The sequence below is a fragment of the Streptomyces sp. NPDC001401 genome, assembly GCF_042895385.1.
In the GTDB taxonomy this organism is placed as follows: Bacteria; Actinomycetota; Actinomycetes; order Streptomycetales; family Streptomycetaceae; genus Streptomyces.
Genome location: NZ_JBIAWI010000007.1, coordinates 326,762 through 340,703 on the forward strand (window position 1 = coordinate 326,762; position 13,942 = coordinate 340,703).

Sequence of the window (13,942 nt, forward strand, 5' to 3'; positions counted from 1 at the left end):
CACCAACATCACGCACGGCCCGTGCACCGAGATCCTCGCGCGCGTGGCACGTCACCTTGCCGACCGCACCCTCACCATCCCATTCACCAGTCCTACGGCATTGCGGACGCGGCGACGGCTCTCAAGGCCCTGGCCACCCGCCACACGCGCGGCAAGATCGCCCTGCGTGTCGCCTGAAGCAGCGTTCAACCCTCCATGGAGCAGCCATGACCGCACAGTTGACGGGGCAGCGGACACTGACCCGCATCACCACCAAGCAGCAACTGGGCCCCGACGCACAGGTCGACGACAAGGCCCTCGTCTTCGTCCCCACCGACCCGGCCCTGACCGACCCGTTCCTCGCTCTGATCGAGGACTGGTTCTCGTCTCCCGGCTTCGAATGGCATCCCCACCGTGGCCTGGAGACCGTCACCACCGTGATCGACGGCGTCCTTGAGCACGGCGACAACCTCGGCCACGCAGGAGCGCTCGAACCCGGGGAGGTGCAGTGGATGACCGCCGGCCGCGGCATCATCCACCGCGAGCTCGCCTACCGCGACGAACACGCACACGTGCTGCAGATGTGGCTCAACCTGCCCGCCGAGAAGAAGCTGACTCCCTCGCGCTACCAGGACCTGACCCGGGCGGCCATGCCCCGTGTGCACGCGCCGGGCGTCACGGTCGACGTGCACGCCGGCACGGTCGACGGCGTCACCGGAGCGGCGCAGACCCATCATCCGGTCCAGGGCCTGGTCGCCACGCTCGACCCCGGCACCTCCTACGACCTCCAAGTTCCCCCGGAACACCGCCTGTTCGCCCACGTCATGACCGGACGCCTGCTGGTCGGCGGCAGCGAACTGCACGCGGGGCAGACCGGCTGGTCCGACCCCGTCCCCGGCCGCACCGACGTCACCTCACTCCAGCTGGCGGCCGCGGACCCGGAAAAGCCCGCCCGCGTCATGGTCTACAGCGGCACACCGCTGCAGGAACCCGTCGCCCTCGGCGGCCCGTTCGTGATGAACACCAAGGTGGAGATCACCAAGGCGTTCACCGATTTCCACGCCGGCGTCTTTGGCCCGGTGCCGCGCCAGGCACGGCTCGCCTACGACCGCTGAAAGGAAGGCGCGTGACGCACCCTCCGGCGCTCTCGTCGGGCGTTCACCTCCGGCTCGTCCGGCCGCAGTGGCAGGGCGCCGGCACCTCCAGCATCAAGGCGTTCGCCTCCGAGTTCCCCTTCGACGTGGCCCCCGGGGCGCGTACCCGGGCCATCACGCAATGACCGTCGCCGCATTCACCGGACACGGCGACCTCGACGTACTCGATCTGTTCCGGCGACCGTCTCACCAGAGCGGGTCGCCCTGGCGGGACTGCACTCGTGGACGGACGACGACGACCCGAAGCTCGCCGATTGGGGCATCCGGTCGTTCGGTCCCGACGAACTGCGCGCATCGACCCAGCCCCTGCTCGACTGGCTCGCGGCCACGGGGCGCTCGCGCGGCGCGGTCCACTTCGACGTCGAGACGATCGGCAGCGACGAGATCGTGCTCGGTCTGGGTCCCGAACCGGGCGGACTGACCAGCGGTGAGGTGCGGCGCATCGTCGCCGGCATCGACACGGCCGTGGACGTTGTCGGCTTGATGATCGCGGAGTTCATTTTGAGACAGGTGATGCACCTTCAGCAGATGCTGGGCGGCTTTCCGTTGATCTCTGCGACGCCGGTGGACTGAACTTGATCTGCTGCGGCGGCCTCGGTCCCGCCGCTGGGATCCGGAAGGCATCGGGCAAGGACGGTCCAGCACCTCTGTCCCGATGCCGTGAATGCCCCTGACGAGCCCTTCGGTGCGAAGCTTCCGCAGTGCCTTTTCGGCGGTTGTGGTGCTGACTTTCCACTCCTGTGTAGTGGGCGGCAATTTTCGCGTACGGCGTTCGATTGGCGGCCTGAGAACCAGCAGGTCAGGGCGCTGAGTGCGGCACGGCTGGAGCGGGGCTGGAGCGTCAAGGAACTGGTCCGACAGCTGTGGGCGGAAGCCGAGGGGCAGGACGTCCGCACCGGCACGCACCCGAACTCGGTCGAGTTGCCGGTGATCTGGTGGGAGCTGGGTTGGTGCGCCCTGCGCGCGGTCTACACGCGGCTGCTGACGGCTCTGTACGAGACGACGGCCGAAGCGCTGGAGCTCCCGGAGCCCAAGAGACGTGCTCGATGGACAACCAGCAGTTGGCCGACCTGTTCGCCAAGTACCGCGGCTTCTGCAGCGCTTGACCTACTCCAGGCGCAAGAGGCTGTTGGCCGCCGCGCGAGTTCCAACTCGTAGACGCCCAGGGCGGTCCTGAGAACCCGGATGGAGGCGACTGGTCCGGCCGGACCGAATCCGGCCCGCAGCAGGGCACCCGGCCGGGCGCCCGGGCCGAGTGCCAGTGCCGGGCCGGGCGGCATGGTGGTGAACGGCTGCCTCGCCGCGTCGTGCCATGTGCACGGGTGTGTGCCTTGCCGAGAAATGCGTACCGCGTGTGGGTGCGCGCCCTAGCCTTGAACCATGCTGAGTGAGCTGGTCTACCTGTCGGACGCGAAGCTGCGGCAGTTCCTTCCGCTGGCAGGTCGCCGATTCGGCAGTCTGAAGGCGGCGTTGAAACTCACGACCCCGTTGGTCAGCATGGACGTGACATCTTCGACGAACAGTGACCAGGCTCGGATGAACCAATTCCGCCGAGTGGCGCTCCAGATCGAGCGTAACGCGGTGTGGTTCGCAGAAAGCCGGCACCTTCCAGGGCGCTGGATCTATTTCGAGGCCCCGCTGAACTTCATGCCGTTGGCCGAACCCTTCGGCCACATGGTGGTGTTCCTGGACCCGGGTGATCCGTTCGACGGCTACGACCCCCGGCACCTCAGCGACGTTGATCCAGATTCCGAAGGGGAGCGGCAAGCATCGGGCGGAAGGGTCCGTCTTCTACTGCACGGCTCGGCCGATCACCTCCTGCTCGAGACGGAACATCCCCTCCATGAGGCTCCTCCCGCCGCCGAGACGATCATGGAACTGCCGGACGTGCCGGACGTGCCGGAAGCGCGGCCGGCGCGGGCGGTCCGGACGGATCGAGGGCCGTCGGGCCCTGCCGGGTACCGGGCCGCAGTCAGGGGGTTCAACCATCGTGACTACATGGGCAATGTGCCCCGCCCGGATCCACGCAGGATGGTTGTGTCCGTCCGCCGGGAGGGCGGCAGCGAGGCGGCCGACGCGCTCGAGACGTTCGGACACCAGGCCATTCCGGTGTTCCCCCGCCCCACACCGGCGGCCGACCTCTCCGGAGTACGCCACCTCCATGACGGCACTGCCGCACTCATCCGCTGGTTCGACGCCAGGACCGACAGGGAGACCGCGGGTTGGATGCGCGGGTATGCGCGCGTCACCGCTGACCTCCTCTACGCGGGCGAGGACACAAGCGTCGATGCCATAGCCCGGGTCGTGGTGGCCAGCCCCCTCTACGTCGAGCTCGCCCATGACTTGCCTTGAGCCCAGGCCGTCCGCTTCCCGATCCCCGGCTCATGGGATCCGCCCTGCTGCAGTCGGCAGAGTTTGTCTACACTCCCTCAAGGGCAGCCGGGGTCGGCTCTCTTGAAGTCGTCAGCTCTCGTCCTTCTAGAAGGGGGCGCTTGGCCATGCCCAAGGCCTCAGCCGGGCATCGGAGCTGACAGCCCCCGCCACCGGGCGGGACTGCACGCAGCGCAGGATGTGGCCGGCGGGGCCCAGGCCGGCCAGGGCCTGTGAGACCGCTCGGCCCACGTGCCCGTCTGCTGCTGCGTCCACCACCGCGATGGTTGCGGCGTCCAGGTCCTGGGGCCGGAGTCGTTCGAGTGACGTGACATCGCGGATCCGGACATCGGCCCTCGCGGCCTCACTTACCGCGGTCCTGGCGGCGGGGCTCGGGCCGGTTCCGGTGATCAGGAGTACGTCGGTCTGTGCGAGGACGGAAGCGACCGCCACACGCAGATCGTCCGCGGTGTAGCACCATTCGCAGGGATGCTGGCCCCGCAGCCGCGGAAAACGTCGGCGCAGTACCTTGATGATGCCGGCCGCGTCGGACACGGCGGTGCCGGGACTGACGACGAAGGCGAGGCGGTTCGGGTCGGTGACTGTGACCGTCTCCGCGTGCTGTGTCGTCGTGATCCGCGTTCTGCCTTGGTGCAGAGGCGTACCGGGCTGGGCGCCGATGTCGAAAGCCGGCTGCCCCACCATGACTACCTCGTCCCCGCGTGCCAGGAAGAGGCGCAGTGTGCGGGCCGCGTTATCGGCCGCGGCGCAGGTCGTCCCCGTCCTGCATCCGCAGACCTGCCAGGCGTCGCGGGAGCGGTGGCGAGACTGCTGCGGCAGCGCGGGTTCCATCACCTCTGTGGGGTCGGAGACCGACGTATCAGCCACGTACAGCACGCGCCGCGTCCGCAGTGCGGATCGCCAGGCGGCGATCTCCTGGCGGGCGTACGACATCGCGGCGGTGTCGTCACCGGAAGCGGCAAGCGCGAGGCCGGCGTATCCGCCGTCGGGCTGTTCGTAGGAGATGGTGAACAGGGTCGCCGCGGCGGCCGCGGGCTCCTCCGTTGAAGTCGGCGCGCTGAGCGTGCCGGTCGCGGTGGCGAATCCGGCGTGCCGGGCCCGTGCGGCGATCAGGGGGCCGGCGGGGCAGGAGACCGGGCCGCGATCGGGGTGGAGCCAGGACGTCGCCGCCAGGAGAGTTCGCGGGGGCAGGCGAAGGGTGGCGGAGTGGAGGACCTCTGAGCGGATGCTTCGGTTCATCGTTCCTGCGGAGGAAAGGTCGTCACGGGCAACGGCCCCATCTAACCGGCACGGTTGACGCGCACTGCCGTTCCTGCCCCTCTGTCACCCCCATGGTCCAGTCAGGATTTGGGAGCTGCACGTGGTCTCTCAGCCGTCTGCCGCCCGCGTGTTCCGCCGTTGTTCGAGGGCCCGTCCGAGCAGGGCTCCGGCAACCGGATTCGCCGAGTTCGGTCGGGTACGGGCGATCAGTGTGCGCAGTCGGTCATCGGCACGGGCGCTGGCCAAGGACGGGTAGAGGTCGAGGAATTCATGCCAGGTGGCGCATGCCTGTTCGAGATGACCGATGGTCAGCTGGGTTTCGGCGCACTCGGCGAGACACAGGGCTTGGGAGCGCCGTTCTTCGGCGGGACGGTGACGGAGGGAGAGTTCCAGCGCCCGAAGTGCCGTGCGGTGATCGCCCCGCGCGGTGGACGCGGCCGCCTGCTGGTAGGCGAGTGATCCCGGATGGAAGGCCCCGACGGGTGTGGCACCGCTCGAGGCTCGCTCCAGACAGCGTTCGGCCGCGGCGAAGGATCGGGCATGGTGCGCATCGCCGCGGGCGGCCTGGCTGAGCGCCAACTGCCCCAGCAGGAAGGCGCGTTGGTGCGGCGGGGCGTGTGAGGCTCCGATCCGTACGGCTTGTTCGGCCAGGTGGTGGGCCTGGGTGAGGTGGCCCAATGCGTGGGCCTGGACGCTCAGTCCCCGCATGCCGAGCGCGTATCCGACCCTGTCGCCCGCCTCACGGGCGAGGCGAATGCTGGAGAGGTAGAAGCTCTGCGCCGCGGCCTGGTGGTTCATGTCGAAGTGGGCGAACGCGCAGAGATAGGCGAGCCGTGCGGCAACCGTGAACAGTTCACGCCGTACGGCCGGTCTCATCTCGCTCTCGAGCAGGGGCAGGACGGTGGCGGACAGGTATTGCCGCAACGGCTCCCGGATCGCCCCGGAACCGAAGGCGGCGTCGCTGCGGGCGAAGACGGACAGTAGCTCCCGGGCGGACTCGGTGTGTGGAACGTCCACCCCTGTGCGGATGCCTTCGCCGGCCTCGGAGGGATGCTCGGCCTCGGCCTGCCAGCCAGGTGCGGCGAGCGCGGCGAGGGAGTAGGCACCGAGCTGCGTGTGGCCGCGCTGGTCGGTGGTGGGTAACACGCGGCGCAAATACTCCACCGCGCTCTCTTCAGCAGGCGACACTTCCGGGACGTAACCCGGCGGCTCGCTGACCATCAGCCCAGTGTCCTCCGTACGGACAACTCTGCCCAGACGCCGGCTGAGGGCTTCCGCGACGAGCGAGGGCACGGGTGGGCGAGGGCAGCTGCCGGACAGCCAGTGGGCCACCGACGTGCGGTCGTAGTGGAAAGGGGTGCCCTGGGCGATTCCGAGGGAGTTGACCTCGCGCGCCAGTTGAGCACCGCTCCATCCGGCCTCGGCCAGCAGGGCCCTCAACACCTGGTTCGGGATGCGCGGTGAACGCACGGTCCCCCCTCTTCCATCCGCTCGGCCGCGCGCAGGTGCGGGCGTTCAACGTCCGGATGTGTTCAACACACATGCCGCCCACAGGTGCGTCAGAAAGCGCATGCATGCGGGCAAGCTCAGAGTGCGCCCCGGCCCCGAACCGGCTGTAGTGCACAGAGAAGGCGTACGGCAGCGGAGCGCGCCATTCGGCATCCGCGCCCCCTGGCCTTCAGGTTTCCGCCCCTCTCCCGAAGGAACACGATGGACACCAGCCCGGTTGGAAGGCCTGCTTCCCCAGCCGTCGGACTGCGTTCGGTCCACCTGTTCCCGGGTCAGGGGGACCTCTCCGTCAGTTCGTTGGTAACCGCTGTCCGTCTCGAGGGACCAGTGCGGGCGGCGGTCCGGCGGGTCTTCGACGAAGTCGACCGGGTCGCGGTCGAGCGCGGACTGGACCCCCTCGGCCCACGGCTGCTGGGTCCGGTGCCCCCAACCGGCCGCGACCTCGCGGGTGCACCCGTCGGCACGGCCCAACTCGTCGTGTTCGGCGCGTCGTTGGCCGTGCACCAGGCGTTGTGCCACACCTACGGCGTGCCCTCGGCGGTCGTCGGTGTGAGCTTCGGAGAGATCGCGGCGCTGAGTGCCGCCGGAATCCTCACGGTAGGCGACGGCGCCCGCGCGGCGCACGACCTCGCCCTCGTCCTTGCCTCCTGCGCCGGCGGGTTGACCCTGCTGTGCTGTTCCCAACGATCCGCGCACGACCTGCTGACGCGTGTACAGGCACGGGAGGCGACGATCGCCGTCGTCAATGACGACCGTTCCGTGCTCATCGCCGGTTCGCTGCCGGAACTGACGTGCGTGGAGAAAGCGGCGGCCGACGCCGGCGTGACCGCCGTACGACTGCGCCTGCCCTTCACCTCACACCACCCCTCGCTCACCGACCAGGCCGAGGCTTTCGCCAAGGCCCTGACGGCCTATCACCAGGCAGAGCCGCTCTGCCCTGTCTATTCGGCTGTGGCCGGACGGGCCTACAACGGGAGCGACGACCTGGCTCGACGGCTCGCCGACTGCCTGATCCGGCCGGCCGTCATCCCCCCAGTCCTGCGCCACGTGGTGACCGCGCACAGACCCGACGCGCTGTTCGAGGCCGGCACCGGCAGCGCCCTCGCCACCAGTGCCCGCAGGGTCCTGTCCGACGGCGCCGCACCGGCCGTGCACGCCCCACTCGCAGAACCCGCCTTCGCCTGGTGACCGTTCCCCTTCCCCTCCCTGGAGCATCGGTGCCGCCTCTCGCCACCCTGTCCGCCGCCGCTCACGACGAACTGCGCCAACTGGTCCACGGCCCCTGCGATTCCGCTTTCCTTGCGGCTCTGCAGAAGGCGCTCGACACGCGCCCCCCTTCCGATGCCCCCCGCGAACTCCTCCTGTACCGCCTGCGGGCGCTGGGCGAGAGCCTGCCTCCGGCACGCCGCCTCTTCGACGATCCGGCTCAGCTCGCCGCGCTCAACGCCTGGGCGGCGGTGGCCGATCCGTGCCTGAGCATGACGACCCTGGTCCACCACCTGCTGTGTCTGGGCTCGCTCACCCAGCTCTCCGAGGACCCCGAACGCCTCGAGGCGCACCTGGCGGCCCTGGAGGCGGGACGGATCAAGGGCGCCTATCTGATCACCGAGGTGGGCCAGGCCAACAGCCACCTCGCCACCCGTACCCGTGCCGAGTTCGATCCGGCGGGCGGCTGCTTCGTCCTGCACACCCCGGACCCGGCCGCGGCGAAGTTCAGCAGCTGCGGGACACCGGGCATCGCGCACACGGGAGTCGTGCTCGCCCGACTGACCGTCGGGGGCGCCGACCGGGGGGTCTTCGCCTTCCTGGCCGACCTGGCCGACGACCGTGGTCCGCTGCCCGGCGTCGAGGTGTCTTCGCGGCTCGGCTTGAGTGCCCTGCCCCTGGACTACGTGCTGGTGCGCTTCGACCGGCTTCGGGTGCCGTACGCACACTGGCTGAGCGACGGTGCCCGTATCGACGGCGACGGCGTCCTCCACGACCCCGCCGGCTCGCCCGACCTGCGCCTGCAGCGCACCCTGCGCGTGGGGCAGGGCCTGTGGGCCACCGTTCCGGCGGTCGCGGCTGCGACCTCCCGCCAGGCCGCGGTGCTCGCCGTCGAGTACTCGCGGCACCGCCGCACCCAGGGGCGGCTGGCACCCGGAACCCCCTTGCTCGGGTACCGCACACAGCAGCGCGTCGTGCTGGGGGCGCTCGCCGACGCCTTCGCCCTGACCTGCGCCGCCCACCAGGCGCGCACCCTCTGGACCGCATCGCTCACCACCCCCACGGCGACGCACGGACGCGGCGCAGGCGATGCGTCGGCGTTCTCGCCCTGGACGGCTGTCCATCAGACGCTGGCCATGTACAAGGCGGCCACGGTCCGCACGGCCGCCCGCATCACCGACGACTGCGTCAGCCGCTGCGGCTTCTCCGGCCACCTGGACGTCAACCGCATGACGAAGTACCACGGTTTCCACCAGGCGTTCGACACCGCCGGCGGGGACAGCCGGCTCATCTTCTACGACGTCGGCCGTTCCCTCGTCGAACAGCGCCACGCCCCCACACCCTCCGCACCAGCCGACGCGCCCCCCACGTCACCTCACTGGTGGCCGGCGATCGCAGGTCGGCACCAGGACCTGCTGACCGAGCGGCTGAGGCGTCTGCGCGACGCACGCGGCACGGACGGGGCAGATCAGCTCACCGTGTGGAATCCCCTCCTGGAGGACGCCGGCCTGCTGGGCGAGTTCCATGGGGCACGGCTCATCGCCGAGGACGTGTCGAGGATCCTGACGCAGACAAAGGACCGCGTCCTGCTGGCCGTTCTGGAGCCGTTGGCGGCTCTGCACGGTGTCCTGACGGCCCGGCGGTGGTCCGCGTCGCTGCTCGCCCTGGGCACGCTGCAGTCGTCGGACATCGAGGCACTGTCCGACGCCGCCGACCGTCTGTGTGACGCGATCATGCCCCATCTGCCGTTCCTGACGGAGGCGTTCGCCTACCCGGCCGACGTCGGGGGAGCCCCACTGGCCGCTGCGGACTACCCCGCGGCCCTGGGCGACACCCTGACCTGGACACGCGGGGGTGCGGCGTGACGGACGACAACCGCAGCGGCACCGACCGCCGCATCGGGATCGTCGGCATGGGAACCCACTTGCCGCCCGGACTGCGGACGAACGCCGACGTGGCCCGAGAGACCGGAGTGACCCCCGAGTGGATCACCGAACGCACCGGTGTCCGCGTGCGCCATGTGGCCGACCCCGGCGAAGCCGCATCCGACCTGGCGGCACACGCGGTCCGGGCGGCCGCCGATGCCGCCGGCATCGACGTGGGCGACATCGGCCTGCTGGTCTGCGCGACCTCCACCCCCGACGAACTGGGCCCGTCGACCGCGTGCCGCGTCCAGGCATCGGTGGGCGCCTCCCGCGCCGTCGCCCTGGACGTCAGCGCGGCCTGCTCGGGCTGGCTGTTCGCCGCGAAGGTCGCGCACGACTGGCTGCGCGGCACGGCCGGCATCCGGTATGCGGCCGTGGTGGGCGTCGAGGCGTACTCGAAATTCCTCGACCCGGCCGACCGGGGCACCGCGGTGCTGTTCGCCGACGGCGCCGCCGCCGCGATCCTGGCTGCCGTGGACCATGCGCACGGGTTCACCTACTTCAGCCTCGGCTCGGACGGCACGCTCGCCGACCACGTCCTGATCCCGGCCGGTGGCAGCCGCATGCCGGCGGACGCGCACACGCTCGCGCTGGGCGCGCACCGCATCCACATGGACGGACGGGCGGTCAGCCGCTTCATCACCGACATCTTCCCTCGACTGGTCACCGAGGCCCTCGACCGCAACGGACTGGGCATCAGGGACATCGACTGCGTCGTCGCGCACCAGCCCAATCCCGTGCTGCTCAGGCAGATCGGGCAGGACCTGGGAATCCCCGACGGCCGGCTGGTCGTCGTCGGCGACGACGTCGGCAACATCGGGGCCGCCTGCGCGCCGTACGCCCTCGCGCGCGCCGCGGACCAGCACGGGCTGCGCCCCGGCGACCGCATCCTGCTCGCCGTGTTCGGTGCCGGGATGACCTGGGGCAGCGCGCTGCTCACCTGGAGCGGAGCACAGGTGCGCGTCGCACCGGCCGCACCGCACACGGCTCTGCCCGCTCTCGCCGGGCCGGCGGACCTCTCGGACTCGGAAGGAGCCCTGCCATGAACGCATTGGAACGATTCCGTCTGGACGGCGCCCGGGCCCTGGTGACAGGGGCGTCGCGGGGGATCGGCAAGGCCGTTGCGGAGGGCCTCGCCGACGCGGGCTGCGACCTCGCGCTCACGGCGCGCACGTCGGCCGCCCTCGACACCGTTGTCCGGGCGGTGGAGGACCGGGGCCGCAAAGCCGTGGCCGTCGACGGAGACCTCGCCGAAGCGGGCGTGGCCACCGGGCTTGTGGACCGGGCGGCGTCGGCTCTGGGCGGCCTCGACATCGTGGTCCACAACGCGGGCACCCTTCCCCTGGCCGAGGACGGAAGCCCCGTACTGGCTCCGTTGCAGGATGCGCGGCAGGAGCAGTGGGACGCCGTGATCGGAGTCAACCTCAACGCCACGGCCGCCCTGTGCCGAGCCGCGTACCCCTACCTGGCCGACTCCGTCAGGGCCAGCCTCGTGCTGATGTCGTCCGCCGCCGGACTCGTCGGCACCCCGATGATGGAGGCGTACGCAGCCACCAAGGCCGCTCAACTCTCCCTCGCCCGCAGCCTCTCCGTGGGCTGGGCCCGCCGCGGCATCCGCGTCAATGCTCTGTGCCCCGGCTGGGTGCGTACGGACATGACGGCATTCGCCGCCGGGACCGCCCCGCTGTCCGACTGGCTCACCAGCCACGTCCCGCTCGGCCGGTGGGCAAGCCCGGACGAGGTGGTCGGTGCCGCGCTCTTCCTCGCGTCCCCGGCCTCCTCATTCGTGACCGGGCATGCGCTCGTCGTCGACGGCGGGCTGTCCGTACCGGACGGAGGACTGGCGGGCCACCCCAAACCCGCCTCGCCCTTCGCCGCGGTGTGACCGTATCGGGACCGTCGGAATGCGGAGGGAGAGGACCGTCATGCGGCTCGACAACAGCAGCACCGCGGTGATCGCGGGGATCGGCGCGTGCCTCCCCGATCACATCCTCGACAACGCGGCGGTCATCGCACGCGGCGCCCTGCACACCGACGACGCATGGATCCGTGACCGGACCGGCATCGTGCACCGACGCCACGCGGGACCGGGAACCAGCACCGGCGACCTCGCCGTCGGCGCCGGCCGGGCGGCTCTCTCCTCCGCGGGCAATTCCTCACCCGACATGGTGCTGCTGGCCACCAGCACGCCCGATCATCCGCTCCCCGCCACCGCCCCCGAGGTCGCCCACCGGCTGGCTCTGGGCACGGTCCCGGCGATGGACCTGTCCGCTGTCTGCTCCGGCTTCCTCTACGCGCTGGCCACGGCGACCGCGCTCGTCCGTGGCGGCGCCTGCTCGGCGCCTCTGGTCATCGCGGCGGACACCTACACCACCATCGTCGATCCGCGGGACCGGGAGAGCGCACCGATCTTCGGCGACGGAGCGGGAGCCGTCCTGCTCCGGCCCGGCGCACGCGATGAGCCGGGAGCCGTCCTGGCCACGCACCTCGGCGCCGACGGTGGCGGCCGCGACCTGATCACCGTTGCCGGCGGCGGCTCGCGCCATCCCCACCACCTGCCCCAACTCGCCCCGGACGCTTACCACTTCCGCATGCGGGGCCGTACGGTCTACGCCCATGCCGTGCGCCGCATGACCGAGTCCGCCCACGCGGTCCTCCGCCAGGTCGACTGGGCACCGCAGACCATCCGGGCCTTCATCGGACACCAGGCCAACCAGCGGATCCTGGACTCCGTCGGCGACCGGCTGGGCATCGCCCCCGCATGCCGGTTCGGCAACATCCGCGAACTCGGCAACACCGCGGCCGCCTCGATCCCCCTCGTCCTGGCGGACACCGCTGTGCACGCAGCCGTCGTACCGGGTGCCCGCACCCTGCTCACCGCTTTCGGGGGCGGACTCACCTGGGCTTCCGTCGCCCTCAACTGGCCCGCCGCAGTTCCCCGTTCCGAGGCGCCACCCATCAGCCCTGACACCGCGTCCCTGCCGATCCCCAACCCCTCGAGGAGAAACCCATGGACCACGTCTACGAGCACCTCGTAACCCTTCTCACCGACAAGTTCGAAGTCCCGCCCGCCCGCGTCACCCCGGAAGTCACCCTCAACGACCTGGAGTTGGACTCCCTCGCCGTGGTGGAGCTGTACGTCACCCTCCAGGAGGAGTTGCAGGTCCCCCTGGACGACTCCGCCGCCTCCGGCGACCTCACCGTCGGTGACGTGGCGCGTTCGGTGACCGCTCTCCTCGTCGAGCCGGACCGCACGTCCGACCGCGGAGCGGTGTAGTGGGCGAGGACATCGCCGTCACCGGGATCGGCCTGGTGACACCGTGCGGCGTCGGCACCGAACCGACGTGGGAAGCCGTCTGCGCGGGGCGACCGGCCGCCCGCAGCGACCCCACCCTGCGCGACGCTCCCGTACGCATGTCCTGCCGCGTCCCGGAGCCGGCGTCCCAGCAGGGCAGGCTCTGGCGCTTGGACCGCGGAACACGCTTCCTCCTGACCGCCGCCCGCGAAGCACTGGCCTCGGCCGCGCTCGACCCGGCGGAATGGGTTCCGGGGCGGGTGGCCGTCGTCATCGGCAGCGCGGCGGGCGGCGTCGACACCCTGGAGACCCAGCACCGCAAGCTGCTCACGGCCGGCCACGGCGCCCTCTCGCCCATGACGCTGCCGGCCTTCCTGCCGAACATGGCGGCCGGGCACCTCGCCCTCGAACTGGGCGTCACCGGCCCCTCCCTGCAGACTTCCACCGCCTGCGCCTCGGGAGCGACCGCCCTCATCACGGCCTGCCTGCTGCTGCAGGCCGGAGCCTGCGACATCGCCCTCGCCGGGGGCACCGACGCCATGGTCACCCCCCTGTGCACCGCAGCCTTCGCCAAGATGGGAGCACTCTCCCGCGGCGACCACGACCCCGAAGGGGCCTCACGCCCCTTCGACAAGGACCGCGACGGCTTCGTCCTCGGCGAAGGATCCGGACTGCTCGTCCTGGAACGCAGACAGCACGCCGACGCCCGCGCCGCCACACCACTGGCCGTCCTCGCCGGCCACGGCACCACCAGCGACGCCCACCACCCCACGGCACCGCACCCCGAAGGAGCCGGCCTGCGGGCGGCAACCGCGATGGCGCTCGCAAGCGCCGAAGCCGGTATCGCCGACGTCGACCACATCAACGCCCACGGCACCAGCACACCGCTCAACGACAAGGTGGAAGCCACCGTCATCCGCGAGCTCTACGCCGGTCACCCGCCGTCCGTCACCTCGGCCAAAGGCGCCCTGGGACACACCATGGGCGCCGCCGGAGCCATCGAAGCAGCTCTCACCGCCCTGACCGTCGCCCGCCGCACCATCCCTCCCACAGCCAACTTCACCGCACCCGACCACACCACCACCGGCCTCGACATCGTCCGGGCCGCCCGCACCGACCAGCCGATCAGCCTCGCACTCAGCCACTCCCTGGGCTTCGGCGGACACAACACCGTGCTGGCCTTCACCGCTGCCTGAGGCGGGCTCGGTTCCGGCCGGTGGGGT

General features: G+C 70.8%; 13 protein-coding genes. 11 read left to right on the top strand and 2 right to left on the bottom strand.

All coding sequences use genetic code 11. The annotated features are described in order from the left end of the window. Positions 1 to 206 precede the first annotated feature (206 nt). The 4 genes from ACFY10_RS24905 to ACFY10_RS24920 all read left to right on the top strand — a co-directional run bounded on the left by ACFY10_RS24905 (position 207) and on the right by ACFY10_RS24920 (position 3,485). Positions 207 to 1,094, top strand: a complete 888-nt coding sequence (locus ACFY10_RS24905) for a pirin family protein (protein WP_390667396.1) — start codon at positions 207 to 209, stop codon at positions 1,092 to 1,094. An 11-nt stretch (positions 1,095 to 1,105) separates the two neighbouring features. Beyond that, positions 1,106 to 1,258 carry a hypothetical protein gene (locus tag ACFY10_RS24910; RefSeq protein ID WP_390667397.1) on the top strand — a complete coding sequence of 51 codons (153 nt, stop codon included), beginning with the start codon at positions 1,106 to 1,108 and terminating at the stop codon, positions 1,256 to 1,258. A gap of 262 nt (positions 1,259 to 1,520) precedes the next feature. Beyond that, the gene (locus ACFY10_RS24915) at positions 1,521 to 1,706 is read left to right on the top strand and encodes a hypothetical protein (protein ID WP_390667398.1); all 186 of its coding nucleotides are present in this window, start codon (positions 1,521 to 1,523) and stop codon (positions 1,704 to 1,706) included. An 807-nt stretch (positions 1,707 to 2,513) separates the two neighbouring features. Then, positions 2,514 to 3,485: an SAVMC3_10250 family protein gene (locus tag ACFY10_RS24920; RefSeq protein ID WP_390667399.1), complete on the top strand. Its 972-nt coding sequence runs from the start codon at positions 2,514 to 2,516 to the stop codon at positions 3,483 to 3,485. 126 nt (positions 3,486 to 3,611) lie between these two features. Here ACFY10_RS24920 and ACFY10_RS24925 read toward each other — a convergent pair whose 3' ends face one another. Together ACFY10_RS24925 and ACFY10_RS24930 are read right to left on the bottom strand one after the other, a co-directional pair. After that, entirely contained in the window at positions 3,612 to 4,763 is a 1,152-nt protein-coding gene (locus ACFY10_RS24925; protein WP_390667400.1) for a 4-hydroxy-3-methylbut-2-enyl diphosphate reductase, read from the bottom strand. A 129-nt stretch (positions 4,764 to 4,892) separates the two neighbouring features. Then, complete coding sequence (locus ACFY10_RS24930; protein WP_390667401.1) at positions 4,893 to 6,254, bottom strand: hypothetical protein; 1,362 nt, start codon at positions 6,252 to 6,254, stop codon at positions 4,893 to 4,895. Positions 6,255 to 6,620: 366 nt separating this feature from the next. On the opposite strand from ACFY10_RS24930, the gene ACFY10_RS24935 reads away from it, so the two are divergent. The 7 genes from ACFY10_RS24935 to ACFY10_RS24965 are packed head-to-tail and all read left to right on the top strand — an operon-like array spanning position 6,621 to position 13,915. Next, a complete protein-coding gene (locus ACFY10_RS24935; RefSeq protein ID WP_390667402.1) occupies positions 6,621 to 7,481 on the top strand; it encodes an acyltransferase domain-containing protein in 861 nt (286 codons plus the stop codon). A gap of 29 nt (positions 7,482 to 7,510) precedes the next feature. Continuing rightward, a complete protein-coding gene (locus tag ACFY10_RS24940; RefSeq protein ID WP_390667403.1) occupies positions 7,511 to 9,364 on the top strand; it encodes an acyl-CoA dehydrogenase in 1,854 nt (617 codons plus the stop codon). A 47-nt stretch (positions 9,365 to 9,411) separates the two neighbouring features. Continuing rightward, positions 9,412 to 10,470 (top strand): 3-oxoacyl-ACP synthase III family protein, encoded by a 1,059-nt coding sequence (locus ACFY10_RS24945; RefSeq protein ID WP_390667531.1) that lies wholly within the window; start codon positions 9,412 to 9,414, stop codon positions 10,468 to 10,470. After that, positions 10,467 to 11,309 (top strand): SDR family NAD(P)-dependent oxidoreductase, encoded by an 843-nt coding sequence (locus tag ACFY10_RS24950; protein WP_390667404.1) that lies wholly within the window; start codon positions 10,467 to 10,469, stop codon positions 11,307 to 11,309. Before ACFY10_RS24945 ends, ACFY10_RS24950 begins: the two co-directional genes overlap by 4 nt. Positions 11,310 to 11,349: 40 nt before the next feature. Then, positions 11,350 to 12,462: a beta-ketoacyl-ACP synthase 3 gene (locus ACFY10_RS24955; protein ID WP_390667405.1), complete on the top strand. Its 1,113-nt coding sequence runs from the start codon at positions 11,350 to 11,352 to the stop codon at positions 12,460 to 12,462. Continuing rightward, positions 12,435 to 12,701 carry an acyl carrier protein gene (locus ACFY10_RS24960; RefSeq protein WP_390667406.1) on the top strand — a complete coding sequence of 89 codons (267 nt, stop codon included), beginning with the start codon at positions 12,435 to 12,437 and terminating at the stop codon, positions 12,699 to 12,701. The genes ACFY10_RS24955 and ACFY10_RS24960 overlap by 28 nt, the downstream gene beginning before the upstream one ends. Continuing rightward, complete coding sequence (locus ACFY10_RS24965; protein WP_390667407.1) at positions 12,701 to 13,915, top strand: beta-ketoacyl-[acyl-carrier-protein] synthase family protein; 1,215 nt, start codon at positions 12,701 to 12,703, stop codon at positions 13,913 to 13,915. Before ACFY10_RS24960 ends, ACFY10_RS24965 begins: the two co-directional genes overlap by 1 nt. Positions 13,916 to 13,942: the final 27 nt, after the last annotated feature.

Bases quoted from the DNA above. Each gene is read 5' to 3' on its own strand.
- ACFY10_RS24950 (WP_390667404.1), top strand. From the start codon at position 10,467: ATGAACGCATTGGAACGATTCCGTCTGGACGGCGCCCGGGCCCTGGTG.
- ACFY10_RS24925 (WP_390667400.1), bottom strand. From the start codon at position 4,763: ATGAACCGAAGCATCCGCTCAGAGGTCCTCCACTCCGCCACCCTTCGC.
- ACFY10_RS24905 (WP_390667396.1), top strand. From the start codon at position 207: ATGACCGCACAGTTGACGGGGCAGCGGACACTGACCCGCATCACCACC.
- ACFY10_RS24945 (WP_390667531.1), top strand. From the start codon at position 9,412: ATGGGAACCCACTTGCCGCCCGGACTGCGGACGAACGCCGACGTGGCC.
- ACFY10_RS24955 (WP_390667405.1), top strand. From the start codon at position 11,350: ATGCGGCTCGACAACAGCAGCACCGCGGTGATCGCGGGGATCGGCGCG.
- ACFY10_RS24960 (WP_390667406.1), top strand. From the start codon at position 12,435: ATGGACCACGTCTACGAGCACCTCGTAACCCTTCTCACCGACAAGTTC.
- ACFY10_RS24920 (WP_390667399.1), top strand. From the start codon at position 2,514: ATGCTGAGTGAGCTGGTCTACCTGTCGGACGCGAAGCTGCGGCAGTTC.